Here is a 25,948-nt window from a genome sequence, read left to right on the forward strand (position 1 = left end):
GATCGTCGTTGATCGTTTGAAAGATTCACAGGGTGTCGCCCCTGTGTACCTTAGATTCTATACCTAAACTCGCGGTATCGCTGGACAATGGAAGGCTTCATACCTATGGACGCCGTGGACAGGCAGCTCATCCAGGCTCTGCGCGAGAACGGCAGAGCCTCGTACGCCGAACTCGGCCGGCTCGTCGGGCTCTCCGGCCCCTCCGTGACCGACCGCATCAACCGTCTGGAGGCCGCGGGGGTCATCACCGGCTACCGCGCCACCGTCGACGCCGCCTCGCTCGGCCTCGGCGCCACCGCCCTCATCGGCATCTCGCTGTCCGACGCGGCCGACCACGAGGACGTGGCGCGCCGGCTGAAGGACCTCGCCGAGATCGAGGACTGCTGGTTCATCGCGGGTGACGACTCGTTCATGCTCAAGGTGCGGGTGAACGACGTGGACGGCCTGGAGAAGACGATCCGCCGGCTGAGCGGGACGAAGGGGGTCTCCCGCACCCGGACCACCGTCGTGCTCTCCACCAAGTGGGAGAACCGCGTCGGCGAGCTGCCGGGAGAGCTGGAGGCGTAGCGGTCCGGGGGGTACGTCCCGCCACCAGGGCGGGGAGTACGGTTGGTGGAGCCTGTTTTACGGAATCTCATGGGAGGCGGCCGCATGGACGCGGGACTCAAGCGCGAGCTGGAGCAGAAGGTGCTCGCCGGTGAGCGGCTGAGCCGTGAGGACGGCATCGCGCTGTACGAGTCCGACGATCTGGCCTGGCTCGGCGGAATGGCCCACGAGGTCAGGACCCGCAAGAACGGTGACGTCGTCCACTTCAACGTCAACCGCCACCTCAACATGACGAACGTGTGCACCGCGTCCTGCGCGTACTGCTCGTTCCAGCGGAAGCCGGGCGAGAAGGACGCGTACACGATGCGCATCGAGGAGGCCGTCCGCCTCGCCAAGGCGATGGAGGGCGAGAACCTCACCGAGCTGCACATCGTCAACGGGCTCCACCCCAACCTGCCGTGGCGCTACTACCCGCGCTCGCTCTCCGAGCTGAAGAAGGCGCTGCCGGACGTCTCGCTGAAGGCGTTCACGGCCACCGAGATCCACCACTTCGAGACGATCTCCGGGATGTCGGCCTCCGACATCCTCGACGAGCTGATCGAGGCCGGTCTGGAGTCGCTGACCGGCGGCGGCGCCGAGATCTTCGACTGGGAGGTCCGCCAGCACATCGTGGACCACCGCACCCACTGGGAGGACTGGTCCCGGATCCACCGCCTGGCGCACGAGAAGGGCCTCAAGACCCCCTCGACCATGCTCTACGGGCACATCGAGGAGCCCCGTCACCGTGTGGACCACGTGCTGAGGCTGCGTGAGCTCCAGGACGAGACGGGCGGCTTCCAGGTCTTCATCCCGCTGCGCTACCAGCACGACTTCGTCGACATGCAGGACGGCAAGGTCCGCAACAAGCTCCAGGCGCGCACGACGATGGCGACCGGCGCGGAGGCGCTGAAGACCTTCGCGGTCTCGCGACTGCTCTTCGACAACGTGCCGCACGTCAAGGTCTTCTGGGTCATGCACGGCGTCCAGACCGCCCAACTGGCGCTGCAGCACGGCGCGGACGACATGGACGGCTCGGTCGTCGAGTACAAGATCACGCACGACGCCGACAACTACGGCACCCCGAACAAGCTCACCCGGGACGACCTCCTGGAGCTCATCCGGGACGCCGGCTTCCGTCCGGTCGAGCGGAACACGCGGTACGAGATCATCCGCGAGTACCCGGGGCCGGACGCCGGGCGCCGCGAGTCGCCGCAGCCCATGCGGGTCTGACCCCTCGTCGCTCTCCCGCTGTGCCTCGACGGCCGCGGTGCGCCTGGTGCGCGCCGCGGCCGTCCGCCGTCCGGACAGCGGTTGAGCGCCACTCTTGTAATGGCTACCCTTGCGCTATGCCACTTACCTTTCAGCTCGACCCGCCCGTCACGCCCGCCCTGCGGGACGGCATCCTGCGCCTGTGGGTGGACGTCTCCGACGCGGGCGGGGCCGTCGGCTTCGTGCCGCCCGTCGACATCGAGGAGGTGCGGCCCGAACTGGTCAAGCACCTGGTAGCGATGACCGAGGGGCGGATGCGGCTGGTCGTCGGGTTCGACGAGGACGGCACCGTCGCCGCCACCACCTTCGTCGCCGCCAACACGCACCGGCTGATGCTCCACTGGGTGTGGCTCTACACCGTCATGGTCCACCCCTCCCATCAGGGCAAGGGGTACGGGCGCGATCTGATGGCCGCCGTCGAGCGCGAGGTCCGCGGCTTCGAGGGGATCGAGGCGATCCGCCTCACCTGCCGCGGCGGCACGGGCGTCGAGCACTTCTACGCCTCCTGCGGCTACAAGGAGGTCGGACGGGTGCCCGGCGCGATCCGGGTGGCGGACGGCGACGACCGCGACGACATCGTGATGCTGCTCCCGCTGGATTGATCCGATTCGCCACGTGCTTCACTTGTCGGGCAAACCAGTGAAGGAGAAAGGGGCCGTCGTGTCCGAGAACAGGACGGGTGCAGCCACCCTCCGGTACACCCTGATGCGCCTCGGCGTGTTCGCCGGCTGCTTCCTGGTGCTGTGGGGTCTCGTCTACTTCCGCGTGCTGCCGCGCGGCCTCGGCGAATCCAACCTGCTGTGGGTCCTCATGCTGTCCATCGTCATCTCCGCGCCGCTCAGCTTCGTGCTGCTGCGCAAGCAGCGGGACGCGATGTCCGAGCAGATCGTGGCCAAGGTCGACCGGGCGAAGGACCGCCTGGAGTCGAACCGTTCCCAGGAGGACGCGCTGTAGGGCGCGTCGCCGAAAGCGCGGGGACGGTGGACGCGGTGTAAAGGCCGCGTAAGGTTCCTCACACGCGCAACGCCCCGGTCGGAGCTTCGAAGGCTCCTGACCGGGGCTTTCTGCGTTTCGGAGGCCCTCGACGCCCTGGGCTATCCCAAAGAATGGCTTTGAGGTTCTCAAAGTTCAAGTGTTAACGTGTTCGCCATGAAGACAGCTGTGCGCCTCTCCGATGCCGTGAGCACCCTGCTCGTGGCGCGCCTGCATGTCGATCTGTGCCGCTGTATGTCCGCGGTCTGTTGCCGCGAGCTCTGACCCCGGCATCATGCAGCGGCACCGCCTCAGCGCGTGTGTGCCGCACCCCCGTTCCCGTATTCCCCCGATACGCACCTGTGGAGTGTGTCTGTGTCCGCGTCCGCGTCCACGCAGGAGACCGAGCCCAAGGCCTCCTCCCGCATACCGAAGGTTCCCTTCTGGGCCCAGATCGTCGCCGGTCTGGTCCTCGGCGTCGTCCTCGGCTGGGTGACCCGCACCTATGACGTCCAGTGGCTGTACACCACCCTGGACAAGGTCGGCCACATCTTCGTCCAGCTGCTGAAGCTGGCCGTGGCCCCGCTGGTCTTCTTCGCGATCCTGGTCTCGATCACCAACCTGCGGAAGGTGAACAACGCCGCCCGGCTCGCCTCCCGCACCCTGCTCTGGTTCATGATCACCTCGCTGATCGCCGTCGCCATCGGCCTCGCGATCGGCCTGGTCACCAACCCGGGCGCCGGCACCGGCCTCACCCCGAAGGACGGCAAGGCCCCCGAGCACGCCGGCTCCTGGCTCGACTTCCTGACCGGCATCGTCCCGACGGACGTCATCACGCCCTTCACCGAGCTGAACGTCCTCCAGATCGTCTTCATGGCCGCCGTCGCCGGCATCGCCGCCCTCAAGCTCGGCGAGAAGGCCCAGCCGATCCTCACGCTCTCCGAGTCCGTCCTGGAGCTGCTCCAGAAGGCCCTGTGGTGGGTCATCAGGCTCGCCCCGCTCGGCACCGTCGGCCTCATCGGCTACGCCATCGCCGACTACGGCTGGGACCTGATCGGCAAGTACGCGACCTTCACCGCCGACGTCTACATCGGCTGCGCCCTGGTCCTCTTCGGCGTCTACCCGCTGCTGCTGGCCACGGTCGCCAAGGTCAACCCGATCCAGTTCTTCAAGGGTGCCTGGCCCGCCATCCAGCTGGCCTTCGTCTCCCGCTCGTCGGTCGGCACCATGCCGGTCACCCAGAAGGTCACCGAGCGCCTCGGCGTCCCGAAGGAGTACGCCTCCTTCGCCGTCCCGTTCGGCGCCACCACCAAGATGGACGGCTGCGCCGCGATCTACCCGGCGCTCGCCGCGATCTTCATCGCGCAGATCTTCGACGTGCAGCTCGGCATCGGTGACTACCTGCTGATCGCCTTCGTGTCCGTCATCGGCTCGGCCGCCACGGCCGGACTGACCGGCGCGACGGTCATGCTGACGCTGACCCTGTCGACCCTGGGCCTCCCGCTGGAGGGCGTCGGCCTGCTGATGGCGATCGACCCCATCCTCGACATGGTCCGCACCGCCACCAACGTCGCCGGCCAGGCGCTCGTCCCGGTCCTCGTCTCGGCCCGCGAGAAGATCCTGAACCTGGACCAGTACGACAACGCCTCGTCCTCCCCGGTCGACGAGCGCGAGCCGCTGGTCGTCGCCGCGTAAGGCGCACGCGCCTCACCCGTCCGCAGTGATGCCTGGGACCCCGCACGGGGCCCGGGCATCACTGCGTCGCGGCCCGTCTGAGGATCGACGCCAGCCGTCGCGCGACGTCGGGACGGCAGCGCCCCAGGTCGACCAGCGGCGGCAGGTGCGGGCTCGCCAGGGACACCAGATCGAGCCCGAGCGACGGCAGCCGCACGTCCACCGCCGCCAGCGCGGCCTGTAACTCGTCCCGTGCCGCCCGGGCGTCCCTGATCTCGTCGACCGCCGTCTCGCGTCCCGCCGTTCCCATGGGCCGCACCCCTTCCTCGTTCGTCCACGACTTCCACCGACCAGCATGGATGCGTGTCGCTACGATCACCAGGGGTAACGGTTTTCGCAGTCGCGGAACGAAAACGGGGGACGCCAGTGCCCGCACCGAAGGAACTCGACCCGTCGGCGTCGCTGGCCGCGCTGTACGGCACGAAGCTGCGCAAGCTCCGGGGCCGCGCGGGTCTCACCCAACGCCAGCTCGGCGACCGGGTCCCGATCGCCCACAGCCGGATCGCCCAGTTCGAACTCGGCAACGAGGTCCCACCGGAGGACGTGAACGGCCGGCTGGACCTGATCCTGGGCGCGGAGGGCGACCTGGTCGATCTGTGGGGGCACCTGCGGCGGACGCCGTATCCGGACTGGGTCCGCAAGTTCATGGCGTACGAGGCGCGCGCCAGTGCCATGCACAAGTACATGGCGCACAGCGTGCCCGGCCTGCTGCAGACGGAGGACTATGCCCGCGAGGTGCTGCGGCTCGGCCAGCCATGGTGCACGCCCGCCGAGATCGAGGAGATGGTCGCGGCCCGGATGAAGCGGCAGTCACTCCTCCGGGCCCAGCGGCCGCCACTGCTCTGGATCGTGCTGGACGAGGCGGTGATCCGACGCCCAGTGGGTGGTGCAGCGGTCATGCGGGACCAGCTGGGTGTGGTCACCCAGGCTGCGGGCGCTCCCTTCGTAGAGGTCCAGGTGCTGCCCTTCGCGGCAGGCGGACATGCAGCCATGGGCGGCTCGCTCACCGTGCTGTCCTTCGAGAACGCGCCGGATGTGGCGTATCTGGAGGCGGGGCACTCCGGCGAGTTGGTGGAGGACCGGGCCATGGTCGCCCGGCACTCCTATCGTTACGATCTTGTCCATGCCAGAGCGTTGGCTCCCGAGGCCTCAACGGCCCTGATCCAGCAGGCGATGGAGGAGTTCGGAACATGAGTCCCACTCGATTCGATCCGACCGCCGCGTCGTGGCGCAAGAGCTCATACAGCGACGGGGGCGGCGGCGACTGCGTCGAAGTCGCTGACGGCGTCCCCCGTACCGTCCCCGTGCGTGACAGCAAGAACCCCCAGGGCCCCGTCCTGCTCCTGGCCGACCACGTATGGGTGATCTTCGTGGCGCATCTCAAGGCTTCCTGAACCGGCCGACCGGGGCGCGTGTTCTCGCGCTCCGGTCGCTCGCCGTTCTAAAAGAAAAAGTACCTGGGAAAGTACCTACCCAACCCCCCCTGACCCCCCAACTGCCCTCGCCACACGATCGGGTGACGTGGTGTCGACAGGCCGGTCGGGTGCGGTACGTTCACCGCAACAACTGGCATATGCAACTCGGCCCCCGGCAGGACTGGCATCCTGACGAGGGCCTACCGATCAGGAAGCGAAGACCTTCCAGATGGCTGATCCGCAGTCTAACGCGGCCCCGTCCGCGCATCCCGCCGTACTCACGCTTCCCGAGGGCGCGCCACGCTCCGGAGTGATCCACGTCCGGCACCGCCACGTCGAGAACTACACGATCGTCGGCAACCACCTCGCCCAGCACGGCGAGTTGTCGGCCGCCGCGATCGGTCTCGCCGTCTACATCCAGTCGCTGCCCGACGGGGTCTCCGTCACCGGGAAGGCGCTCGCGCTCCGCTTCCGGGAGGGCGAGCGGGCCATCCGCCGGGCCATGAACGAGCTGGAGGAGGCGGGCTACCTGGCCCGCCCCCGGGTCGACCTGGGTCGGGGCAAGTTCGCGACCCGTACGTTCGCGTTCGACAATCCGGGCGCCGCCCCCGAGCCCGAGCCCGAGCCTGATCGTGACCCGGACCCGGACCCGGACCCGGACCCGCGGCCCGGTCACGTCCCGGACGACGACCCCGACCCGGACCCGGACCCCGCCCCGCGGCCGACCCGCGGCCCCCGCGCTCAGACCCCGCCCGCTCCGCCCGCACCACCCCCGCCACCGGCCCCGCCGAGGCCCGTGGCGCCGCCTCGCCGCCCCGTCGGACCCGCCGCCGAACTCCTCGCCCGGCTCCGGCTCGCCGACCCGCGTCTGCTGCTCTCCGCCCGCGATGTGGAACGCCTCGCGACCGCCGTCGACACCTGGCTCGCGCGGGCCGTGACGCCCGAGCAGATCACCCGCACCCTGACCGTGAACCTCCCGCCCGCGTTCGTCCCGATCCACCACCCGGCCCGGTTCCTGGCGTATCGCCTCACCACCCATCTGCCGCCCCCGCTGCCCGCCGAGCCGCCCCCTCCGCCGGGGCCGCCACCCCTCGTCACCTGCGACGGCTGCGAGCGGGCCTTCCGCAGCCACGACCCGGGCGGGCACTGTGCCGACTGCCGTGCCGCCGGGCGCCCGGCGGCCTGAAAGGGAGGGCCTGCCCGACGCTCCGGGTCCGCCGGCGCCGGGGCCACGTAGGCTTCGGCGGGGACGAACAGGTGGGGGTGAAGCGGAAGGATGTCCGACGTGGGCGCCGCGAAGGCGAAGCGCATGCCGCGGGCGGTGCGCGAGAAGCAGATGCTGGACGCCGCCGTGCAGTGCTTCGGGCAGCGGGGGTACCAGGCCGCCTCCATGGACGAGATCGCCGAACTCGCGGGCGTGTCCAAGCCGTTGGTCTACCTGTACCTGAACTCCAAGGAGGACCTCTTCACCGCCTGCATCCGGCGGGAGGCCAAGGCGCTGCTCGCCGCGGTCGCGACCGCGGTCAACCCGCGGCTGCCCGCCGACCAGCAGCTGTGGGCGGGACTCCTGGCCTTCTTCACGCACACGGCGGAGAACCCCGACGGCTGGGCGGTGCTGAACCGCCAGGCCAGGACGCACGGGGAGCCGTTCGCCAGCGAGGCCGCCCAGATGCGGGACGAGATCGTGGCCTACGTGACGACGGTGATCGGCGCGGCGGCGAAGGAGACCCACCGGGTGACGCACCGCGATCCGGAACTGGCAGAGCGGGACGTGGCCGGCCTCTCCCAGGCCCTGGTCGGGGCGGCGGAGTCGCTGGCCGGCTGGGCCAACGAGACGCCCGGGATGACCGCCTGGGAGGCGGCGGCGACGCTGATGAACTTCTCCTGGGCGGGCCTCGGCAACCTCATGAACAGCGAGCGCTGGTCTCCCCGCTGAAGCCCGCCAGGTGAAGGCGCTCTCCGCGCCGGAGCTGGAAGTGGCCCTGCCCGTCCGTCGCGTAGGACACCGTGCCGGGCAGCAGGACGGGAGCCTTGAACGCGGCCTGCGCGTACGGGTGTTCGCCGTCCGGGTCCAGTTCGGCGAGGCAGCGGGCGAAGGTCCACATGCCGTGCGCGATCGCCCGGGGGAAGCCGAAGGCGCGGGCGGTGAGCGGGTGGAGGTGGATGGGGTTGCGGTCGCCGGACACGGAGCCGTACCGCCGTCCCAGGTCCGCCGCGAGGTCCCAGGAGGCGGTCTCGGGCAGCGGGTCGGCCGGCGGGACCTGGAGCGGGGACGGGGCCTCGTCCGGAGCGCCCTCGGGCCGCGGGTGGCGGGCCAGGTAGCCGCTGCGCGACTCCCAGACCAGCTCGCCGTCCAGTCGGGCCTCGGTCACCAGAGTGGCCTCGGTGCCCCGGCGGTGCGGGGTCAGGGACTCGGTGCGGACGGTGATCCCGGGGCGGTCGTCCACGCCGAGCGGGGCGTGGCGGGTGATCGCGATCCAGGTGTGGACCAGGCCCAGCAGCGGCAGCGGAAAGTCCCGCGCCGTCATCAGCCGCATCGCGGCCGGGAAGCCGAGGACGTGCGGATACGTCAACGGCAGCGGGGCCTCCCGGCCGGGGCCGCCCGCCACACCGGCCTCGCCGGGGTGCCCGGTGGTCCGGAATCCGCAGATCCGTGCGTAGGCGGCGAGGTGGTCCCGTGCGATCGGCCGGGGGCCGAGGGTGACGCGGGTCTTCGGTGGCCGGGCGTCCGGGCGGACCTTCCGGAAGGGGGAGCGGGCCGCGGCCGCGGCGAGCGGGAGGAGGCTGCCCATGGTGCTCACGCTCCCGGCAGGCTCTGGCCGCAGACGCGGACCACCTGGCCGTCGACCGCGCCCGAGGCCGGGCGGCGGCGCGGCTCGGCCGGTCGCGGCAGGCCTAGGGGGCCGGCCGTCGTGCCGGTGAGGTGCAGATGGCGGTCGGCCATTGTCCGGACTCCCTGCCTGGTCTTAGATTTACCAGAAAGTAAGGTTACTTGAGAGTCAGGAGGTGGGTCGAGATGTCGCCGAACCGGCGGCCCCCGGGGCCGTATCGTGACACCGCTCGGGAGCAACGCCCCTGATCGGCAACCCACTTCACTTCCCCGGCCGCCGCAGCCCGCCCGGGGAAGCACGTACCGACGCACGACCTCAGTTCATCTCGACGACCGAGGAGCCGCACGTGTCCGTCGCCCCCGCCGCAGGCATCCCGCCCGTCGAGCCGAGCAAGACGCTGGTCGACGGCAGGGTGCGGGAGGTCTCCGTACCGCCGCTCGTCCCCCGGGTGCAGCGCGGCTCGCTCGCCGACATCCCGTACCGGAACGCCCGCGAGGCCCCGGACGCCGTCGTCTTCGGCCGCAAGCGGCAGGACGGCACCTGGGAGGACGTCACCGCCTCCGCCTTCGCCGCCGAAGTCCACTCCGTCGCCAAGGGGTTGATCGCCGAGGGGCTGCGGCCCGGCGACCGGATCGCCCTGATGGCGCGCACCACCTACGAGTGGACCCTGCTCGACTTCGCGGCCTGGGCCGCCGGGCTGATCACCGTTCCGGTCTACCCCACGTCCTCCGCCTTCCAGGCCCGCTGGATCCTGCAGGACTCCGGGGCCGCCGCCTGCGTCGTCGAGGACATGGCCCAGGCCCGGATGGTCTCCACCGAACGGCGCCAGCTTCCCGGCCTCGCCCACCTGTGGGTCTTCGAGGCGGGCGCCGTCGACCACCTGCGCAAGGCCGGGGCCCGCGTACCCGACCAGGTGGTGACCGTACGCCGCGGGCTGCCCACGCCCGAGACCCTCGCCACCCTGATCTACACCTCGGGGACCACCGGCCGGCCCAAGGGCTGCGCCCTCACCCACGCCAACTTCTTCGCCGAGGTGGACAACGCGACCGAGCTGCTGCACCCGGTCTTCAAGACGATCAGCAAGGAACCCGCCTCCACCCTGCTGTTCCTGCCGCTCTCCCACGTCTTCGGCCGGATGGTGGCGATCGGCTGCGTCCGCGCGCGGGTGCGGATCGGACACGCGCCCTCCATCGACGGCGACGACCTGCTGACCGACCTGGCGGCCTTCCGGCCCACGTTCCTGGTGGCCATCCCGTACGTCCTGGAGAAGGTCTACAACAACGCCCGCGCCACCGCCGAACGGCTCGGCCGGACCTCCTCCTTCGACCGCGCGGCCCGCGTCGCCCGTCGCTACGGCCACACCGAGGACCCGTCCCTCACCCTGCGAGCGGCGCGGGCGCTCTACGACCCGCTGGTCTACCGGCGGATCAGGGCCGCGCTCGGCGGCCGGGTCCGGTACGCGGTCTGCGGCGGATCGCCCCTCGGGGCACGGCTTGCGGAGTTCTTCGCCGGCGCCGGCGTCGAGGTCTACGAGGGGTACGGGCTCACCGAGACGACCGCCGCCTCCACGGTCACCCCGCCGCAGCGCCCGCGCACCGGCACGGTCGGCTGGCCGCTGCCCGGCACGGCGGTCCGGATCGCCGCCGACGGCGAGGTCTGGCTCAAGGGCGGCCACGTCTTCGCCGGCTACTGGGACTCCCAGCGCGGGGTGGCGCTGCCCTACACGGACGAGGGCTGGTTCCCCACCGGCGACCTGGGCTCCCTCGACGAGGACGGCTACCTGCGGATCACCGGCCGCAAGAAGGACATCCTGATCACCTCGGCCGGCAAGAACGTCACACCGGCCCCGCTGGAGGACTGGCTCCGCGCCCATCCGCTGGTCGGCCAGTGCATGGTCCTGGGCGACAACCGCCCGTACATCACCGCCCTGATCACCCTCGACCACGAGGGTCTGGTCCACTGGCGGCGGATGCGGAAGAAGGACCACATCGCGCTGTGGGAGCTGGCACGGGACGAGGAGCTGCTCGCGGTCCTCCAGCGGGCGGTCGACGAGGCCAACCGGCTGGTGTCGAGGGCGGAGTCGATCCGGATGTTCCGGGTGCTGACCACGGAGTTCACCGAGAGCAGCGGCCATCTGACGCCCTCGCTCAAGCTGAAGAGGGGCGCGGTGCTGCGGGACTTCGCACGGGAGGTGGAGTCGATGTACGAGGGGCACGAGCTGCGCGAGGGGTGACGGGCACGGAGCCCGGCACACGCCGTGGACGGGCGGGGCGCGAGGAGGCGGACCGGCGCACCCCGCCGGCCGGGAGCGGAGCGTCGGAAGCCCGGCAGGACGCTCCCTGCGGACGGCTCACACCTGGAGGGGCACCTCGTGGATCTCGTCGGCGGCGTGGCCGGTGCGGGCGTGGACGCGCTGGACCGCGGCGGCCGAAGGCCCGGTGGAGAGGCAGTACACCGTGCCGGACTCGGGGTCGGCCCACGCCTGTTTGAAGTGCACGCCCTCGTCCTTCTCGATGGCGAGGTCGGCCGCGTGGACCTCCCGGAGCTGCTCCTCGGTGATCCCCACCATGTCGTGGTGGACATCCATGAACGTACCCATGTCGCTCCACCTCCTCCTCTCATGGTGCGCTCGCGCCCCGGTCAGGGCCAGAGCAGCTCGCGCGTCCACGGGGCCGCCGCGTCGTCCCGGCGGTAGCGCAGCCGGACGTGGCGGCGCCGCTCGTCGCCCTGGAAGAACTCGACCTCGGCCGGCTCCAGCACGTACAGCGTCCAGGTCTCCGAGGCGGCCTCCGGCTCCGCCTTCGCCCGTTCCCAGGCCGCGGCGCTCGCCTCGGCCAGCACCTCCGTCGACGGCAGCACCTCGCTCTGCCGCCCCACCAGCGCGGAGGCCAGCGCCCCGGTCGAGCGGGCGTGCAGGTCCGCGTACGCCTCCTCGGCCGTCCCGGTCGTCACCCGTCCCCGTACCCGGACCTGGCGACCCTCGCGCGGCCAGTAGAAGCCGAGCGCGGCCTCGGGCCGGGCGGCGAGCTGACGGCCCTTGGCGCTGGTGGCGTGCGAGGCGAAGTGCCAGCCGCGCGCGTCCGCGCCGTGCAGCATCAGCATCCGCACGTCGGGGCGGCCCGCCTCGTCGACGGTGGCCAGCGACATCACGTGCGGCTCCACCTCCCCGGCCTCGGCCGCGGCCGTGAACCACGCGTGGAAGAGGTCGAGCGGATCGGCCGGGGCGTCGGCGGGACGGAACTCGGGGAGCTCGGTGTCCCAGACACGCAAGGACCGCAGGGCCTCATGAAAACGCGACTCGTTCATGGCGTTCATCATGAGGCCCCGCGGCCCGGTGGTGCGGTGGGGGTGTCAGCCGGTGAAGTACCCGGCGACGTCGGCGATCAGGTGGACGGTGCCGGTGTGGTTGTAGAAGGTGACTTTGCCGTCCTTGACGGGGACGACGACCAGGTTGGGGACGGTCTGGCCGGCGGTGAAGTTGAGGTTCGAGGCCGTGCGCGTCGTGCCGTACGGGTAGACCGAGACGAAGCCCGCGGCGGTCGGCTCGGTCGCCGTCACGTTCATGACGACGGCCGTGTACTTCGTCCCGACCTCCAGCGTCACGGTCCTGCCCGCGCCGACCTTCCCGGCCGGTACGCCGGTGCCGGTGCGGGTGTCGAGCACGCGCTTGGGCTGCATGCCGGTGAAGACGGAGCCGGTGCCGTCCTTGTAGTAGCCGGCGACGTCGGCGATCAGGTCGACGGTGCCGGCGTGGTTGTAGAAGGTGACCTTGCCGTCCTTGACCGGGACGATCACCAGGTTGGGGACGGTCTGGCCGGCGACGAAGTTGAGGTTCGACGCGCCGCGCGCGGTGCCGTACGGGTAGACCGAGACGAAGCTCGTCGCCGTCGGGTTCGTCGCGGTGACGTTCAGCGCGACCGCGGTCACGCCGGGCTCGGTCACGGGCAGCGTGACGGTGCCGCCCGCGCCGACCTTGGCCTTCGGGACGCCGGTGCCCTCACGGGTGTCCATCAGGCGCTTCGGCGTGACCGGCTGGTACTCCGAACCGGCCGTGCCCTCCGCGTAGTAGCCGGAGACGTCCGCCAGCAGGTCGACCGAACCGCTCTTGTTGTAGAACTCGACGTAGCCGTTGACGACGGGCACCGTCACCAGGTTCGGGACGGTCCGGCCGGCCTTGAAGTTGAGGTTCGAGGCCGAGGTGCGCCGGGTGTCGTTCGGGTAGACCGAGACGAAGCTGTCCGCCGTCGCGTTGGTCGCGGTCACGTTGAGGACCACGGCCGTGACGCCCTCGGCGGGCACGCCGGCCTTGCCGGCCACCTTCAGGCTGACCGTGCCGCCCGGACCGACCTTGGCCTTCGGGACGCCCGTGCCGTCACGGGTGTCCATGAGGCGGGTGGGGGTCACCGGGGTGTACGTGCCGGGCACCGTCGTCAGCGAGCTGCCGTTGACGTCGAAGGCGCCGGAGGAGCCGTGCACGGGGCCGGTGCCGTCCAGCGGACGGGCGACCAGCTCCCAGCGGTACTGGCCGGACTCCACGCCGCGGCCCTGCGCGTCCTTGCCGTCCCACTTCACGCGGACGGCGCCGCCGGTGCCCTGGGTGCCGGTGAAGGTGCGGACGCCCTCACCGTTGCCCTTGGCGATGCGGAGCTCCCACGAGCCCACGGCCTTCGAGAAGCGCCACACGGGGGACCAGGTGGCGGCCTGCGGCTCCACCCCGGTGCCCTCGAAGGTGAGGGGCTCGACGGTGTGCGTGAGCGGGGCGAGCGGCTGGGCGGCCACGGCGGGCTTCTTGACGTGGATGTTCCGCGCGGCGTCGACGTACGCGACACCGGAACCGAACTTGTCCACGGTCCAGCTCTGGCGCCGGCCCGAACCCATGTCGGCGGCCGGCAGATCGGCGAGCTGCGAGGTCTGGCCCGTGAGGGCGTTCGTCAGCTGGAGCTCGTCCTCCACGTGGCGGACGACGTAGCCGTCACCGAGCAGGGCCTCGCCCGTGGGGACCGCGACGCTCTTCTTCTCCGTGTGGTCGTAGACGCCCGCCTTGGCGGCGCCGCAGGCCCAGTACAACCAGCGCCCGACGGCCTGGAGTTCGGTGGGCCTGCAGCCGGAGCCGAGATCCACCGGCGCGGAGGTGGTCCCCGTCTTGAGGTTGTACGAGCTGACCTGGCCCTCGGTGGCGGCGGGCTGCCAGACCTTCGCGTCCCACAGGGCCGCGGCCGAGTCGGTGATCGTGCGCTTCACGTCCGGGACGTTGCTGTCGTAGTTCTCCAGGTCGGCCACGTACTTCGTGGTGCCGCTCTCGGCCAGCACGTACCGGCCCGCCGCGTCCACCACATGGGCGTTGGAGACCGGGAGTTCGGCGGTGCGGGAAGTCGTGGCGTCGATCCGGGCGTAGAGGCGCTTTCCGTCGGCGTACACGGAGTCGCCGTCGCCCGTCGAGAACAGCCCCTGTCCCGTCGGGGCGATGATCCTGGCCCGCAGCTGCGGCGTACCCGCCGTCGGCGGGGTGGCCGACAGGTCGGTGTCGACGTCGTGGAGCCCCAGCGTGTCGATGCCGGAGACGTTCGTGCTCAGGTAGTTGACCCGGCCGCCGCCGAGGGCCAGCCCGGCGTAGTACGTGGGAACCTGCGGCACCTTCCGCACGGTGGCGACCTGGGGGGTGCCGTTCGCGGAGAGGCTGACGCGGCGCACGGCCCAGTCGGTCGCGCTGCCGCCCCCGACCACCAGCAGGCTGCCGTCGGGGGCCGCGGTGAGCTTCGTGGTGGCGTGCGGGAGGAGCTCCACGACCTCGCCGGTGCCGATGCGTACGGCCTGGAGCTTCTCGCCGACGACGAAGGATTCCCGGTGCTCCGGAACGGCCTGGGCGAGGACGATCCAGTCGCCGATGATCGCGACCGAGTCGAACGAGGTCGCGCCGTCCTGCGGCTTCGGGAGCTGTGTCTCGACGCTCGCCTTCGGCTGTGTCCGGGGGGCGGTGGATATCCGGTTCTCGACGTAGTTGTAGATCCCGAGATGATCGGTGCCGAGCTGGATGCCGACGCCTTCGCTCCCCGACCACGGGGAGAGGGTCGCGGTGGCGTAGTCGAGGTAGTAGCCGCCCTCGACGAGGTGCCCCTCCTGCCACGTGCTGAAGAGCGCGCCCTCGGCGTCCTGGCCGACGAGCCGCAGTTCCTCGAAGGTGCCCTCGAACCCCGTCACCGGGCGCTCGACGGTCTTGCCGTCCACGACCTGGAGCAGCTGGAATCCGGTGTGGCGCTGCTGGTCGTCGCGGGTCGTCGTCACCACGGTGTCCGTGGTGAACGCCCCGCTGAAGCCCCGGCCGGCGGGAAGCGTCAGCGCGAGGCGCTCCTGCCCGGTGGCGACGTCCCTGACAGTGACGCGGTCGAGCGACACTGCGGGGTCCGCCTCGACCTTCGCGTACAGGCCCGAGTGGCCCTTGGCCTGCTCCTCGGTGATCGGCTTGGTGGCGCCGGTCTCCGCGTCCGTCCAGAGGTACCCGGACGTGCCCTCCTGGCGGTGGGCGTAGCCGGTGCTCCCGGCCTGCGTCAGATCCTCGCCCCGCGGCTGGAAGCGGCCCGGGTCCGGGACGACCACCTCGTCCGAGGCGGTCGCGTTGCCGGCGGCCGGTGCGGCCGCGGTCGCCGTGCCCGCCGTCGCGGCGCACATCCCGGCCGTGATGCCGAGGGCGGTGGCGAGAGCGAGCGCTTTCTTCCGGCGCGTGCGTATGTGTGCGTTCAAGGAAAATCCCCTCCGTGAATGCCTGTTCCAGGCGACGGGCGGGCGCCGATGCGGCGTGACACGCACACCGCCCCCTCCGGCACACCCCACCCGAAGCGGTGATCGTAACAGCGGCACCACCTATGGGAGAAGATCTTTTCGAACTCGTTCAAGGGCGAAAGGCCCCGGGGCCGGGTCGTCGCGACGGACGGCCCGGCCCCGGGGGCGGATCACGGTGCGGGCGCTTCCCGCCGAGGGCTTCAGCCGGTGAAGTACCCGGCGACGTCGGCGATCAGGTCGACGGTGCCGGCGTGGTTGTAGAAGGTGACCTTGCCGTCCTTGACCGGGACGACGACGAGGTTGGGGACGGTCTGGCCGGCGGTGAAGTTGAGGTTCGACGCGCCGCGCGTGGTGCCGTACGGGTAGACCGAGACGAAGCTGGTCGCCGTCGGGCCGGTCGCCGTGACGTTCATGACGACGGCCGTGTACTTCGTGCCGACCTCCAGCGTCACGGTCTTGCCCGCGCCCACCTTCCCCGCGGGGACGCCCGTGCCGTAGCGCGTGTCCATGAGCCGCTTGGGCTGCATGCCGGTCAGGCGGGAGCCGCCGGCGGCCTTGTAGTAGCCGGCGACGTCGGCGATCAGGTCGACGGTGCCGGCGTGGTTGTAGAAGGTGACCTTGCCGTCCTTGACCGGGACGACGACGAGGTTGGGGACGGTGCGGCCGGCGGTGAAGTTGAGGTTCGACGCGCCGCGCGTGGTGCCGTACGGGTAGACCGACACGAAGCTGGTCGCCGTCGGGGCGGTGGCGGTGACGTTGAGGACGACGGCCTCCACGCCCGGCTCGGTGACCGGCAGGGTGACCGTGCCGCCCGCGCCGACCTTGGCCTTCGGGACGCCGGTGCCGTCCCGGGTGTCCATCAGGCGCTTCGGCGTCACCGGCTGGTACAGCCCGCCGCCCCAGCGCTCGGTGTAGTAGCCGGCGACGTCCGCCAGCAGGTCGACGTCGCCGTTCTTGTTGTAGAACTCGACGTAGCCGTTGACGACCGGGACCGTCACCAGGTTCGCGGTGGTCCGGCCGGCCGGGAAGTTGAGGTTCGAGGCCGCGGTGCGCGGCATGGTGTTCGGGTACACGGAGACGAAGCTGCTCGCCGTGGCGTTGGTCGCGGTGACGTTCAGGACGACGGCCGTGACGGTCGTCGCCGGGACGCCGGCCGTGCCCGTCACCTTCACCCGGGTCACGCCCTCGGCGTTGAGCTTGCCCTGCGGGGCGCCGAGGCCGGTGCGGGTGTCCATGATCCGGGTCGGTGTCAGGGGGACGTACGTGCCCGGGACCGTGGTGGCCGAGCTGCCCGAGACCCGCACGGTGCCGGTCAGCGTCTTCTGGTCGGCGGGCGCGGTCCCGCCCAGCGGGAGGACCTCCAGCGACCAGGTGTAGTCGCCGTCGAGCACGGCGCGGCCCTGGGTGTCCTGGCCGTTCCAGGTCGCCCGTACGGCGGCTGCCTGGCCGCGGTCGCCGCCCGTGGTGCGGACGACCACGCCGTTGCGGTCCTTGACGGTGAGGCGCCAGGGGCCGACCTTGCGGGAGAAGCGCCACACGGGCTCCCAGTCGGTCTCCGGTTCGAGGCCGATGAGGTTGCCGAAGGACAGCTCCGCCGGCACGGCGGAGCTCAGCGGGGCCATCGGCTGCGCGGCGACCGGGACCTGCCGGACCCGGATGTCCTTCGCGGCGTCGAGGTAGGCCACGCCGCCGCCGAACTTGTCGACCGTCCACGTCTCGCGGCGGCCCGACCCGGAGGCGGAGGCCGGAAGGTCGGCGAAGTCGGTGGTGTCGCCGGTGACGGCGTCGGTGAGCCGGAGCTTGTCGCCCTCGTGGCGGACGACGTAGCCGTCGCCGAGCAGGGCCTCGCCGGTGGGCACGGCCACGCTCTTCTTCAGCTGGTGGTCCCACACGCCGGCCTTGTCGGCGCCGCAGGCCCAGTAGAGCCAGCGGCCGACGGCCTGGAGCTCGGTGGGCTTGCAGCCCGACTTGATGTCGAGCGCTGCCGAGGTGACCTTCGTCCTCAGGTCGTAGGAGTTGACCTGGCCCGTGGTGGCGGTGGGCCTCCAGACCTTGGTGTCCCACAGTGCCGCGGCGGAGTCCGTGGTGAGCGGCACGTCCGGCAGGTTGACGTTGGGGTTCTCCAGGTCGGCGACGTACTTCGTGGTGCCGCTCTCGGCGAGCGCGTACCGGCCGGCGCCGTCCACGACCCGGGCGGTCGTGGGCAGCTGGGCGCCGCGCAGCGAGTCGGTGGTGATCGGCGAGCGGAGCTGTTGGCCCTCCGAGTAGACCGACTGGCCGTCGCCGAGCGAAGCGACGCCCTGCTCCGCGTTGAACGTCTTCATCCGCAGCTTCGGGGCGGGCGGCGTGACGCCCTTGGTGTCCAGGTCGTACAGACCGCTCATGCCGTGCGCCTCGGTGTCGGCGAGGTAGGTCACGCGTCCGCCGCCGAGGGCCAGGCCGCGCATCGTCGCCGGGACGGCCGGAAGCTTGCGGACGAGGGTCGTCTTCGCCGCGCCGTCGTCGCCGACGGTGATGCGGTGCAGGGCCCAGTCGGAGGAGCGGGTGCCGCCGGCCGCCAGGACGCTGCCGTCGGGCGCGATCGCGAAACCGCTCTCGTCCGCGCGGTAGAGGACATCGGTGACCGTGCCGCCGCCGACCGGGATCGACCGCAGGGTGTTGCCCCGCTCGAAGCCGTTCTCGGGGTAGGTGAGGGAGCGCTGGAAGAGCAGGCGGTCGCCGACGACCGAGAAGAACTCGCCGGGGCCCTCCGAGCCCGTGGCCAGGGGCAGCGGGGTGGTGACCGCGGCTGCCGTGGGGTCGGCACGCGGCACCGAGATCAGCTGGTCCGCGTAGGACGCGTGCGCCACGATGTGACGCTCTCCCAGGACGTAGGAGAGCCCGGTCCTGAAAGCGGTCGGCAGCGGCTTGAGGGTGGCGGTGGCGTAGTCGAGCAGGTAGTGGCGGGACTGGTTGGTCCCGGGCACCCCGACGTCGAGGAGCGCGCCCCGGGAGTCCTGCTCGACGACCCGGGGGTCGGTGATCGCGGGCAGGTCCGCGACGGGTCGCTCCACCGTGGTGCCCTCGGCGGTCGCCTGCCACAGGCTCAGGGAGGCCACCGCGCCGTCCGCGCCCTCGGTGTACGTGGTCGCCGTGTCGGCGTTGAACGCCCGGCTCCAGATCTGCCCGGCCGGGATGGTGATCGCCTTCCGCGATCCGCTCGCCAGGTCGGAGACGGTGACGGTGTTCGGTTCGCCCGCCACTCCCTTGGTCAGCGCGGCCGACAGGCCCGAGTGGCCGTTGGCCCCGTCGGCGTCGATCGGCGTGTCCGTCCCGGTCGCGAAGTCGGTCCAGACGATGCCGCCGCCCTCCGGCTTGTGGGCGTAGCCGGTGGCGCTCGCCTGGTACAGGTTCTCGTCGCGGGGCGCGTAGCGGGCCGGCCCCGGGATCACCGTCTCGTCCACGGTCGGGGTGTCGGCGGCGGCCGGGCCGATGGTGGCGACGCACAGGCCGGCGGTGACGGCGGTCGCGATGGCGATGGCGAGTGTTCTGCGCGTGTGGACGCGCTCGTGACGCTGCACGGTGGTGGTTCCCCCTCCGGAAAAGCATGCTCAGGCTGCGGGCGGAGGCCGGCGAGGCCGTCTGATCCGGCCTGTCCCCCTGCGGCACGCTCCACCCGAGAGCGCGATCGTAACAGTGGCCCCACGCGCACCACACAGGGGTTTCGAACTGGTTCAAAGCGAGGGGGCGTCGACTCGGCTCTGCCCGTAGTCCTTCACCGGCACCGCGTGCGCCACCCGCTGGACCTCCTCGCGGATCTTCTTCGCGATGAGGTTCTTCCAGGGGGTCTTCGGCAGCAGGCGCACCATGAACATCCGCAGCGCGATCTTCCGGCGGGACGAGACCGTCATCTCCTTGGCGAACTTCTCCGCGAACCGCTGGTTGAGCTCCACGCCCGGGCGCATCTCGCGCTCGTACGCGGCGAACGCCACCCGGTGGTCGCCCCGCGCCGCCGCCAGCTCGCCCGCCAGGACGTACGCGCCCGTCAGGGCGAGGCCGGTGCCCTGGCCGGAGGCGGGGGAGGTGCAGTGGGCCGCGTCGCCGAGAAGGACGACCCGGCCGCTCGACCAGCGGTCCATCTCGATCAGGGCGATCGAGTCGAAGTAGAAGTCCTCGGCGTGCGCGGAGTCCTCGATCAGGGCGGGGATCTCCCAGCCGTCGCCCGCGAACGCCTCGGCCAGCAGGCGCTTCTGCGCCGCGCTGTCGCGGTGGTCGTAGCTCAGCTCCGCGGGCGAGGCGAAGACGAAGCAGTTCTTCGCCGTGCGGGCGCTCTCGCCGGCCGCGCTGTAGACGGAGACCAGCTTGTGCGGGCGGGCGTGGTAGGTCTCCCAGCGGGTGAGGCCCAGGCGGTTGGGGGCGGTGAAGATGGAGATGTAGGCGCCCAGGTGGCGCTTGAAGCGCCGCTCCTCGCCGAAGACCAGCCTGCGGGTGTTCGAGTGCAGGCCGTCCGCGCCGACCACGAGATCGAAGCGGCGGCGCGCCCCGCTCTCGAAGTCGACGTCCACACCGTCGCCCTCGTCGCCCAGGTCGTGGAGCGCGGCGATCGAGTCGCCGAAGAGGTACTCGACGTCGTCGCGGGTCCGCTCGTACAGGATCCGGGCGAGGTCGCCGCGCATGATCTCGTCGTCCTGCCCGGCCCGGCCGCCGAAGATCTCGGCGGGCAGCTCGCCGACCGTGCGGCCCTCGTCGTCGACGTAGGAACCGCCGTCCATGTCGGTGGAGGCGGCGACGATCTCGTCCCAGACCCCCATCCGGCGGCAGACCTCGACGGCCGTGCCGCGGATGTCCACCTTGTAGCCGCCGGCCCGCAGCTCGGGCGCCCGCTCGACGACGGTGACCGCGAAGCCGTAGCGGTGCAGCAGGAGCGCGAGGGCCGGGCCCGCGACGGAGGCGCCGGAGATCAGCACGGTCCGGGCGGCCCTGGGGGTCTCGTCGTGCGCGGTGCGGGCGGTACCGGTCATGGCAGGACTCCTTGTCGGGTGGTGCGGAGCCGTTCCGGCCCCGCACCGATGACTATACGGATGTCCTACACGCCTGTCTATGACGGATGTATAGATCCTGGGCGCGGCTCAGCCGCGACCGAGCACCACCGTCCCGGAGGAGCAGAACCAGCCCCCCGTCCCCGAGGCCACCGCCAGTTCCGGCAGGCTCCCGTCCGGCCGCCGGACCTGGGCTCCCGTCGCCTCTCCGCGCAGCTGCCGGACCGCCTCCACCAGCAGGAAGAGCCCCCGCATCCCGGGGTGGCAGGCCGAGAGCCCGCCCCCGTCCGTGTTCACCGGGAGCCCGCCCCCGCCGACCGTCAGCCGGCCCTTCTCGACGAACGCCCCGCCCTCGCCCTTCGCGCAGAAGCCCAGGTCCTCCAGCTTCACCAGCGTCATGTAGGTGAACGCGTCGTAGATCTGGGCGAGTTCGATGTCCTCCGGCCGCACGCCCGCCCGCTCGAAGGCGAGCCGGCCGCTGACCGCAGCCGGGGAGACGGTGAAGTCCTCCCACTCCGACATCGTGGTGTGCGAGACGTGCTCGCCCGTGCCGAGGATCCAGACGGGGGCCTTCGCCGTGTCCGGCACGCGGTCCTCGGCGGCGAGGAGCACCGCGCAGCCGCCGTCGCTGCGGATGCAGCAGTGCAGCTTGGTGAACGGGTCGGCGATCATCGGGCCGGCCAGCACCTCGTCCACGGTGATCGGCTCGCGGAACATCGCCTCGGGGTTGTGGGCCGCGTTCGCCCGCGCCTGGACGGCGACCTCGGCGAGCTGCTCCAGCGTCGTGCCGTACTCGTGCATGTGGCGGCGGGCGGCCATCGCGTACTTGGCGACGAGGGTGTGGCCGTAGGGCGCCTCGAACTGGAGCGGGCCGCGCGCGCCGAAGGAGAGGTTCGAGGTCCGGCGTCGCGCCTTGATGTCCGCGCGGGCGGTGGAGCCGTAGACCAGCAGGACCACGTCGGCGTGGCCCGCGGCGATGGCGTCGGCCGCGTGGGCGGCCATCACCTCCCAGGTGGCGCCGCCGACGGCGGTCGAGTCCACCCAGCGCGGGCGGAGGCCGAGGTACTCGGCGACCTCGACCGGGGCGAGCGTGCCGAGCCCCGCCGAGGCCAGTCCGTCGATCGCCGAGCGGTCGAGGCCGCTGTCGGCGAGGGCGCGGCGGGCGGCCTGGGCGTGCAGGGCGTAGGGGGTGGCCTCGTCGACGCGGCCACTGTCGGAGAGCGCGGCGCCGACGACGGCGACGCGGCGTCCGCCGCGGTTCCGTGAAGTGGTGGGCATGAATCTGACGGTACATCAGATAATGGTGGGCGGGCAGGCCGCCGACGGGGGAGGGCGGTCGAGATGCGCCCGCTCCGGCTCTGTGCTTCTGGTCCGGCTCCCCCTAGCATGACGGGCCGTCAGATACCGAGGGGAGCTCCATGGACGCCGCCTTCACCGCGGAGCAGGACGAGATCCGCCGCACCCTGCGGGAACTGCTCGCCAAACGCTCCGGACCCGCCGAGGTCCGCGCCGCCGTCGCGACCCCCGAGGGGTACGACACCGATCTGTGGAACCGGATGTCCGGCGACCTCGGGCTGCCCGGTCTCGCCCTGTCCGAGGAGTACGGCGGCGTCGGCTGCGGCCCCGCCGAACTGGCCCTCGCCTGCGAGGAGACCGGCCGGGCCCTCGCGCCCTCGCCACTCCTGGCCACCGCCGTGCTCTCGGCACCGCTGATCACCGCCCTCGGCAGCGCACCGCAGCGCGCCGAACTGCTGCCCCGCGTCGCCGACGGCTCGCTGACCTGCGCCCTCGCGGTGCCGGGCGGCTCCCTCGCGTCGGCCCTCGGGCTCACCGGGGACAACGCCGACGGTTCCTGGGCCGGCGGAGGCCGGTCCGGCGGCGTGCAGGCGCGGAGCGTGGCCGAGGGGTGGCGGCTGTACGGGGAGGCGGTGCAGGTCCTCGACGGGCACAGCGCCGGCCTGCTCCTGGTCGCCGCGCACACGGGCGGCTTCGTGCGGAGCCGGACCCTGCTGTTCCTGGTGCCGGGGGACGCGGCCGGGCTCGTCCGGACGCGACAGCCCTCGCTCGACGCGACCCGCTCCCAGGCGCTCGTGCAACTGCGTGACGTGGAAGCCGAGTTGCTCGGCAGCGACCCGGCGGCCGAGCCGGGCGTGCCCGGGGCGCTCGCCGCCGTCGGGCGCACGGCCGCCGTGGCCCTCGCGGCCGAGGCCGTCGGCGCCGCCCAGGCGGCCCTGGACCGTACGGTCGAGTACGTCGGGACGCGTGAGCAGTTCGGCCGCCCCGTCGGCTCCTTCCAGGCGGTCAAGCACCGGCTCGCGGACCTGTACGTCCAGCTGGAGTCGGCGCGGTCGCTGGCCTACTGCGCGGCACGGGAGCCCGGGACGGGCGCGCTGGCGCTCGCGGCGGCGCTGGAGGCGCTGCGCGCGGTGTCCGGGGAGACCATCCAGCTGCACGGCGGCATCGGCTTCACCTGGGAACACGAGGCGCACCTGTACTTCAAACGGGCGGCGGCCGACGAACTGCTCTTCGGTCCCGTGCACCGGCTGCGGGCCCGCGCCGCCGAGGCGACGGGGCTCTTCGGGGACCGCGCCGGAGAGGTGGCCGCCTGATGGCCGCAGTCGGCGTACGTCTGATCCAGAAGGTGTCGTCCACCCGGGTCTTCGCCAAGGTCGCCCCGCACGTCATCCCGGCGATGGACCGGGCGGTCCATCGGCTGACCAGGGGGAAGGTGCTGCCGAGCGCCCGGATGCTGCCGGGCGTGATCCTCACCGTACGGGGGGCGCGGTCGGGACTTCCCCGGGTGACGCCGCTGGCCTGCATGCCGGAGCCGGCCGGGAGCTGGCTCCTGATCGGGTCCAACTTCGGCCGGGAGGGCCATCCGGCCTGGACCGGGAACCTGCTCAAGCACCCGGACGCGGAAGTGAGTTGGCGCGGGGAGACGATCCCCGTGCGGGCGGAGCCGCTGACGGGGGAGGAGCGGGCCGCGGCCTGGCGGGCGGCGCTGGAGTTCTGGCCGCCGTACGCCACCTACCAGGCGCGGGTGGAGCGGGAGATCCGGCTCTTCCGGCTGACCCGGCGCTGACCGGGCCGACGGTCGGGCGTCCCGGAGCCTGCTGCGGGGACGCTCGGAGGCGTCCCCGCGGAAGGCCGGACACGCGAACGCCGGCGGCGGTCTCTCGGACGGGACCGCCGCCGGCGCGACAGGACGGATGAGGGGGAGGCGGCGCGGGCTACTTCGTCGGCTTCTTGCCCGTGATGCCCAGGTGGACCAACAGCGCCAGGTTCGGCTTCAGTTCGGCCTGCTTCACGCCCCAGGTCTGGAAGCCCTTCTGGTGGCCGGCGACCGAGGCCAGCATCGCCACCAGGGAGCCGGCCATGGCCGCGGGGCTGACGTCCTTGTCGACCTTGCCCTTGGCCTGGAGTTCCTTCACCGATTCCGTAAGGGAGTTGGTGACGGAGTTCAGGATCTTCATGCGGATCTTGTAGAACCGCTTGTCGCCCTCCGCGGCTCCCAGGTCCACCACGCGGAGGATGGCGTCGTGCTTGCGCCAGAAATCCAGGAAGCCCTCGACGAGTTCCTCCGAGGTCTGCCAGCCGGCCTTGCCGACCCAGGAGCGGCCGGAGACCAGTTCGGTCAATCCCGCTCCCTCCTTCGCCATTTCCTCCGCGATCTCGAGGACGGCGCCCTCGACGTCGGGGAAGTACTGGTAGAACGTCGCGGGTGAAGTGCCCGCCTTCCGGGCCACGTCGATGACCTTGACGTCCCGGTACGGCGAGGAGCTGAGCATCTCGCTGAGGCAGTCGAGCAGCTTCTGCCGCGTCGCCTGGCCGCGTCGTCCGGCCACGCGGCCGTCGACGGTGCGTACTTGTCCTGTCATGCCGTCAGCTTACCGAGGGGTGATCGGCGCGCGATTCGACCGACTGCAAATGGGGTGCGGGCCGGTGGAGAGCCCGCCGGAACGGCGCCGACGGGAGCGCCGTACGGGTCTCAGGGGCGCGTCGGAGCAGGTCCGGGGGCACGTCCGGATCGGCGCGGAGGCCCTTCCGGGCGGGCGTGAAGGCTCTTTCGGGGCCGGGCGGTGGCCCTTTCCGAGGGTGCGGCGACCGCCCGGAACGGGGGTTGTCCGGCGCCCGGCGGGGCTTCGCCCCACTCGTCCACACCCGAATAGGCTTATTAACAGCCTGTGGACAACTTCGGTGGACAACCCATGAAAACGCGGGCCGGCGGCCCCCTATCTGCGTATATGTTCGATTTTAGGGGTGTGCGGCGACCGTGCCCCGGACCTAGCGTGGAAGCATGGCCGTATTCACAGAGGGCACCCCGTGCTGGGTGGACGCGCAGCTTCCCGACCTCGAGGCGGGCAAGCGGTTCTACGGCGGGCTCTTCGGCTGGACCTTCGACGCCGACCGCGACGAGGCACTGAGCGACGGTCTGCGGGTGGCCGGGCTGATGCCCAAGCGGGACGGCCGGATGCCGACCACCTGGACCGTCTACCTCGCCACCCGGGACGCCGGGACCCTGGCCGCCCGGATCAAGGCCGCCGGCGGGCAGATGATCATGGAGCCCTATCCGGTCGGCCCCTTCGGGGTCCTGGCGCTCGCCGCCGATCCGGGCGGCGCCGTGTTCGGACTGCGCCAGGCGGGGGACGACGAGGGCTTCGAGAAGACCATGCGACCCGGTTCCTTCTGCTGGATGGAGGTCTACACGCGGGAGCGGGACGCGGTCGACACCTTCTACGCCTCCGTCTTCGGCTACCTGGGCCGCCAGGTAGAGGCGGACGAGGAGGGCAGGGACAGCGGATTCGACTACCGCGTCTGGTCGCCGCCCGGCTCCCGTACCGGCGACGACACCGCCTTCGGCGGCCGGGCCGTGCTGACCGAGGCCTTCCCGGCCGCGATGCCGGGGCACATCCTCGTCTACTTCGCCGTCCGCGACTGCGACGAGACCTGCGCCACGGCCGTCCGCCTGGGCGGCCGCGTGGCCAACCCGCCCTTCGACACCCCGCACGGGCGGATCGCCGTCCTGCACGACGACCAGGGCGCCCGCTTCGCGGTCCTGGCCGAACCGGCCGAGGCGCCGTCGGCCGAATCCGCGGAGAAGAGCGGGTCCGCCGCCGCGCCCGGCGCCTCCGCGAGCCCCGCCGGTCAGGCCGCCGGGGACGACCCCGAGGGCCGCGGCGAGGCCACCGCCGACCACGGTGCCGCCTCCGGACCGGGCTCCGGCACGTCCTCCCCGTCCGGCTCGGCGCCCGGCTCCTGACCCGCCGCCGCACCCGTCTCCCCGCCCGGCGATATGCGGTAGGACACCCCGATCCGCCCCCGGGTTCGCAACCACCGCCTCGGAAAG

23 protein-coding genes are annotated in these 25,948 nt (G+C 71.8%); 13 read left to right on the forward strand and 10 right to left on the reverse strand.

The genetic code is table 11. The features are described from left to right. Positions 1 to 105: 105 nt before the first annotated feature. The 5 genes from ACGFZF_RS23225 to ACGFZF_RS23245 all read left to right on the forward strand — a co-directional run bounded on the left by ACGFZF_RS23225 (position 106) and on the right by ACGFZF_RS23245 (position 4,521). Positions 106 to 567 carry an Lrp/AsnC family transcriptional regulator gene (locus ACGFZF_RS23225; protein ID WP_393556880.1) on the forward strand — a complete coding sequence of 154 codons (462 nt, stop codon included), beginning with the start codon at positions 106 to 108 and terminating at the stop codon, positions 565 to 567. A gap of 84 nt (positions 568 to 651) precedes the next feature. Continuing rightward, entirely contained in the window at positions 652 to 1,815 is a 1,164-nt protein-coding gene (gene mqnE, locus ACGFZF_RS23230) for an aminofutalosine synthase MqnE (protein WP_147979139.1), read from the forward strand. A 116-nt stretch (positions 1,816 to 1,931) separates the two neighbouring features. Continuing rightward, the gene (locus tag ACGFZF_RS23235) at positions 1,932 to 2,456 is read left to right on the forward strand and encodes a GNAT family N-acetyltransferase (protein ID WP_393556883.1); all 525 of its coding nucleotides are present in this window, start codon (positions 1,932 to 1,934) and stop codon (positions 2,454 to 2,456) included. 58 nt (positions 2,457 to 2,514) lie between these two features. After that, positions 2,515 to 2,808 carry a DUF4229 domain-containing protein gene (locus ACGFZF_RS23240; RefSeq protein ID WP_393556885.1) on the forward strand — a complete coding sequence of 98 codons (294 nt, stop codon included), beginning with the start codon at positions 2,515 to 2,517 and terminating at the stop codon, positions 2,806 to 2,808. Positions 2,809 to 3,201: 393 nt separating this feature from the next. Next, positions 3,202 to 4,521, forward strand: a complete 1,320-nt coding sequence (locus ACGFZF_RS23245) for a dicarboxylate/amino acid:cation symporter (protein ID WP_393556887.1) — start codon at positions 3,202 to 3,204, stop codon at positions 4,519 to 4,521. Positions 4,522 to 4,579: 58 nt separating this feature from the next. On the opposite strand, the gene ACGFZF_RS23250 is transcribed toward ACGFZF_RS23245, so the two are convergent. Beyond that, entirely contained in the window at positions 4,580 to 4,810 is a 231-nt protein-coding gene (locus ACGFZF_RS23250) for a hypothetical protein (protein ID WP_356602755.1), read from the reverse strand. A 116-nt stretch (positions 4,811 to 4,926) separates the two neighbouring features. On the opposite strand from ACGFZF_RS23250, the gene ACGFZF_RS23255 reads away from it, so the two are divergent. The 4 genes from ACGFZF_RS23255 to ACGFZF_RS23270 all read left to right on the forward strand — a co-directional run bounded on the left by ACGFZF_RS23255 (position 4,927) and on the right by ACGFZF_RS23270 (position 7,911). Next, entirely contained in the window at positions 4,927 to 5,754 is an 828-nt protein-coding gene (locus ACGFZF_RS23255; protein WP_393556889.1) for a Scr1 family TA system antitoxin-like transcriptional regulator, read from the forward strand. After that, positions 5,751 to 5,954 (forward strand): DUF397 domain-containing protein, encoded by a 204-nt coding sequence (locus ACGFZF_RS23260; RefSeq protein ID WP_356774878.1) that lies wholly within the window; start codon positions 5,751 to 5,753, stop codon positions 5,952 to 5,954. The genes ACGFZF_RS23255 and ACGFZF_RS23260 overlap by 4 nt, the downstream gene beginning before the upstream one ends. Before the next feature lie 250 nt (positions 5,955 to 6,204). Continuing rightward, on the forward strand, positions 6,205 to 7,161 hold the full coding sequence (locus tag ACGFZF_RS23265) for a hypothetical protein (RefSeq protein ID WP_393556891.1): 957 nt from the start codon (positions 6,205 to 6,207) through the stop codon (positions 7,159 to 7,161). Between the two features lie 99 nt (positions 7,162 to 7,260). Continuing rightward, the gene (locus tag ACGFZF_RS23270) at positions 7,261 to 7,911 is read left to right on the forward strand and encodes a TetR/AcrR family transcriptional regulator (protein ID WP_393556893.1); all 651 of its coding nucleotides are present in this window, start codon (positions 7,261 to 7,263) and stop codon (positions 7,909 to 7,911) included. Here ACGFZF_RS23270 and ACGFZF_RS23275 read toward each other — a convergent pair. Both ACGFZF_RS23275 and ACGFZF_RS23280 read right to left on the reverse strand, forming a co-directional pair. After that, positions 7,880 to 8,767: a MaoC family dehydratase gene (locus ACGFZF_RS23275; protein WP_393556895.1), complete on the reverse strand. Its 888-nt coding sequence runs from the start codon at positions 8,765 to 8,767 to the stop codon at positions 7,880 to 7,882. The genes ACGFZF_RS23270 and ACGFZF_RS23275 overlap by 32 nt on opposite strands. A 5-nt stretch (positions 8,768 to 8,772) precedes the next feature. Then, on the reverse strand, positions 8,773 to 8,919 hold the full coding sequence (locus ACGFZF_RS23280; RefSeq protein WP_393556897.1) for a hypothetical protein: 147 nt from the start codon (positions 8,917 to 8,919) through the stop codon (positions 8,773 to 8,775). Positions 8,920 to 9,128: 209 nt separating this feature from the next. Here ACGFZF_RS23280 and ACGFZF_RS23285 point away from each other — a divergent pair, with 209 nt between their 5' ends. Continuing rightward, positions 9,129 to 11,039 carry an AMP-dependent synthetase/ligase gene (locus ACGFZF_RS23285; protein ID WP_393557293.1) on the forward strand — a complete coding sequence of 637 codons (1,911 nt, stop codon included), beginning with the start codon at positions 9,129 to 9,131 and terminating at the stop codon, positions 11,037 to 11,039. Between the two features lie 117 nt (positions 11,040 to 11,156). On the opposite strand, the gene ACGFZF_RS23290 is transcribed toward ACGFZF_RS23285, so the two are convergent. The 6 genes from ACGFZF_RS23290 to ACGFZF_RS23315 all read right to left on the reverse strand — a co-directional run bounded on the left by ACGFZF_RS23290 (position 11,157) and on the right by ACGFZF_RS23315 (position 21,879). Further along, positions 11,157 to 11,405 (reverse strand): SCO4226 family nickel-binding protein, encoded by a 249-nt coding sequence (locus ACGFZF_RS23290; protein ID WP_356602769.1) that lies wholly within the window; start codon positions 11,403 to 11,405, stop codon positions 11,157 to 11,159. A gap of 41 nt (positions 11,406 to 11,446) precedes the next feature. Next, on the reverse strand, positions 11,447 to 12,112 hold the full coding sequence (locus ACGFZF_RS23295; protein ID WP_393556899.1) for a pyridoxal 5'-phosphate synthase: 666 nt from the start codon (positions 12,110 to 12,112) through the stop codon (positions 11,447 to 11,449). 45 nt (positions 12,113 to 12,157) lie between these two features. Then, a complete protein-coding gene (locus ACGFZF_RS23300) occupies positions 12,158 to 15,544 on the reverse strand; it encodes a FlgD immunoglobulin-like domain containing protein (RefSeq protein WP_393556901.1) in 3,387 nt (1,128 codons plus the stop codon). A 239-nt stretch (positions 15,545 to 15,783) separates the two neighbouring features. Beyond that, complete coding sequence (locus ACGFZF_RS23305) at positions 15,784 to 19,143, reverse strand: hypothetical protein (RefSeq protein ID WP_393556903.1); 3,360 nt, start codon at positions 19,141 to 19,143, stop codon at positions 15,784 to 15,786. Between the two features lie 153 nt (positions 19,144 to 19,296). Next, positions 19,297 to 20,583 (reverse strand): FAD-dependent monooxygenase, encoded by a 1,287-nt coding sequence (locus ACGFZF_RS23310; protein WP_393556905.1) that lies wholly within the window; start codon positions 20,581 to 20,583, stop codon positions 19,297 to 19,299. 108 nt (positions 20,584 to 20,691) lie between these two features. Further along, a complete protein-coding gene (locus tag ACGFZF_RS23315; protein WP_393556907.1) occupies positions 20,692 to 21,879 on the reverse strand; it encodes an acetyl-CoA acetyltransferase in 1,188 nt (395 codons plus the stop codon). Positions 21,880 to 22,019: 140 nt separating this feature from the next. On the opposite strand from ACGFZF_RS23315, the gene ACGFZF_RS23320 reads away from it, so the two are divergent. Further along, positions 22,020 to 23,210 (forward strand): acyl-CoA dehydrogenase family protein, encoded by a 1,191-nt coding sequence (locus tag ACGFZF_RS23320; RefSeq protein ID WP_393556909.1) that lies wholly within the window; start codon positions 22,020 to 22,022, stop codon positions 23,208 to 23,210. After that, a complete protein-coding gene (locus ACGFZF_RS23325; RefSeq protein ID WP_393556911.1) occupies positions 23,210 to 23,683 on the forward strand; it encodes a nitroreductase family deazaflavin-dependent oxidoreductase in 474 nt (157 codons plus the stop codon). Before ACGFZF_RS23320 ends, ACGFZF_RS23325 begins: the two co-directional genes overlap by 1 nt. A 148-nt stretch (positions 23,684 to 23,831) precedes the next feature. On the opposite strand, the gene ACGFZF_RS23330 is transcribed toward ACGFZF_RS23325, so the two are convergent. Then, positions 23,832 to 24,479 (reverse strand): TetR family transcriptional regulator, encoded by a 648-nt coding sequence (locus tag ACGFZF_RS23330; RefSeq protein WP_356602785.1) that lies wholly within the window; start codon positions 24,477 to 24,479, stop codon positions 23,832 to 23,834. 419 nt (positions 24,480 to 24,898) lie between these two features. On the opposite strand from ACGFZF_RS23330, the gene ACGFZF_RS23335 reads away from it, so the two are divergent. Further along, entirely contained in the window at positions 24,899 to 25,861 is a 963-nt protein-coding gene (locus ACGFZF_RS23335) for a VOC family protein (protein WP_393556913.1), read from the forward strand. The last annotated feature ends 87 nt before the right edge of the window (positions 25,862 to 25,948 follow it).

The organism is Streptomyces sp. NPDC048338, from assembly GCF_043201055.1.
Taxonomy (GTDB): Bacteria; Actinomycetota; Actinomycetes; order Streptomycetales; family Streptomycetaceae; genus Streptomyces.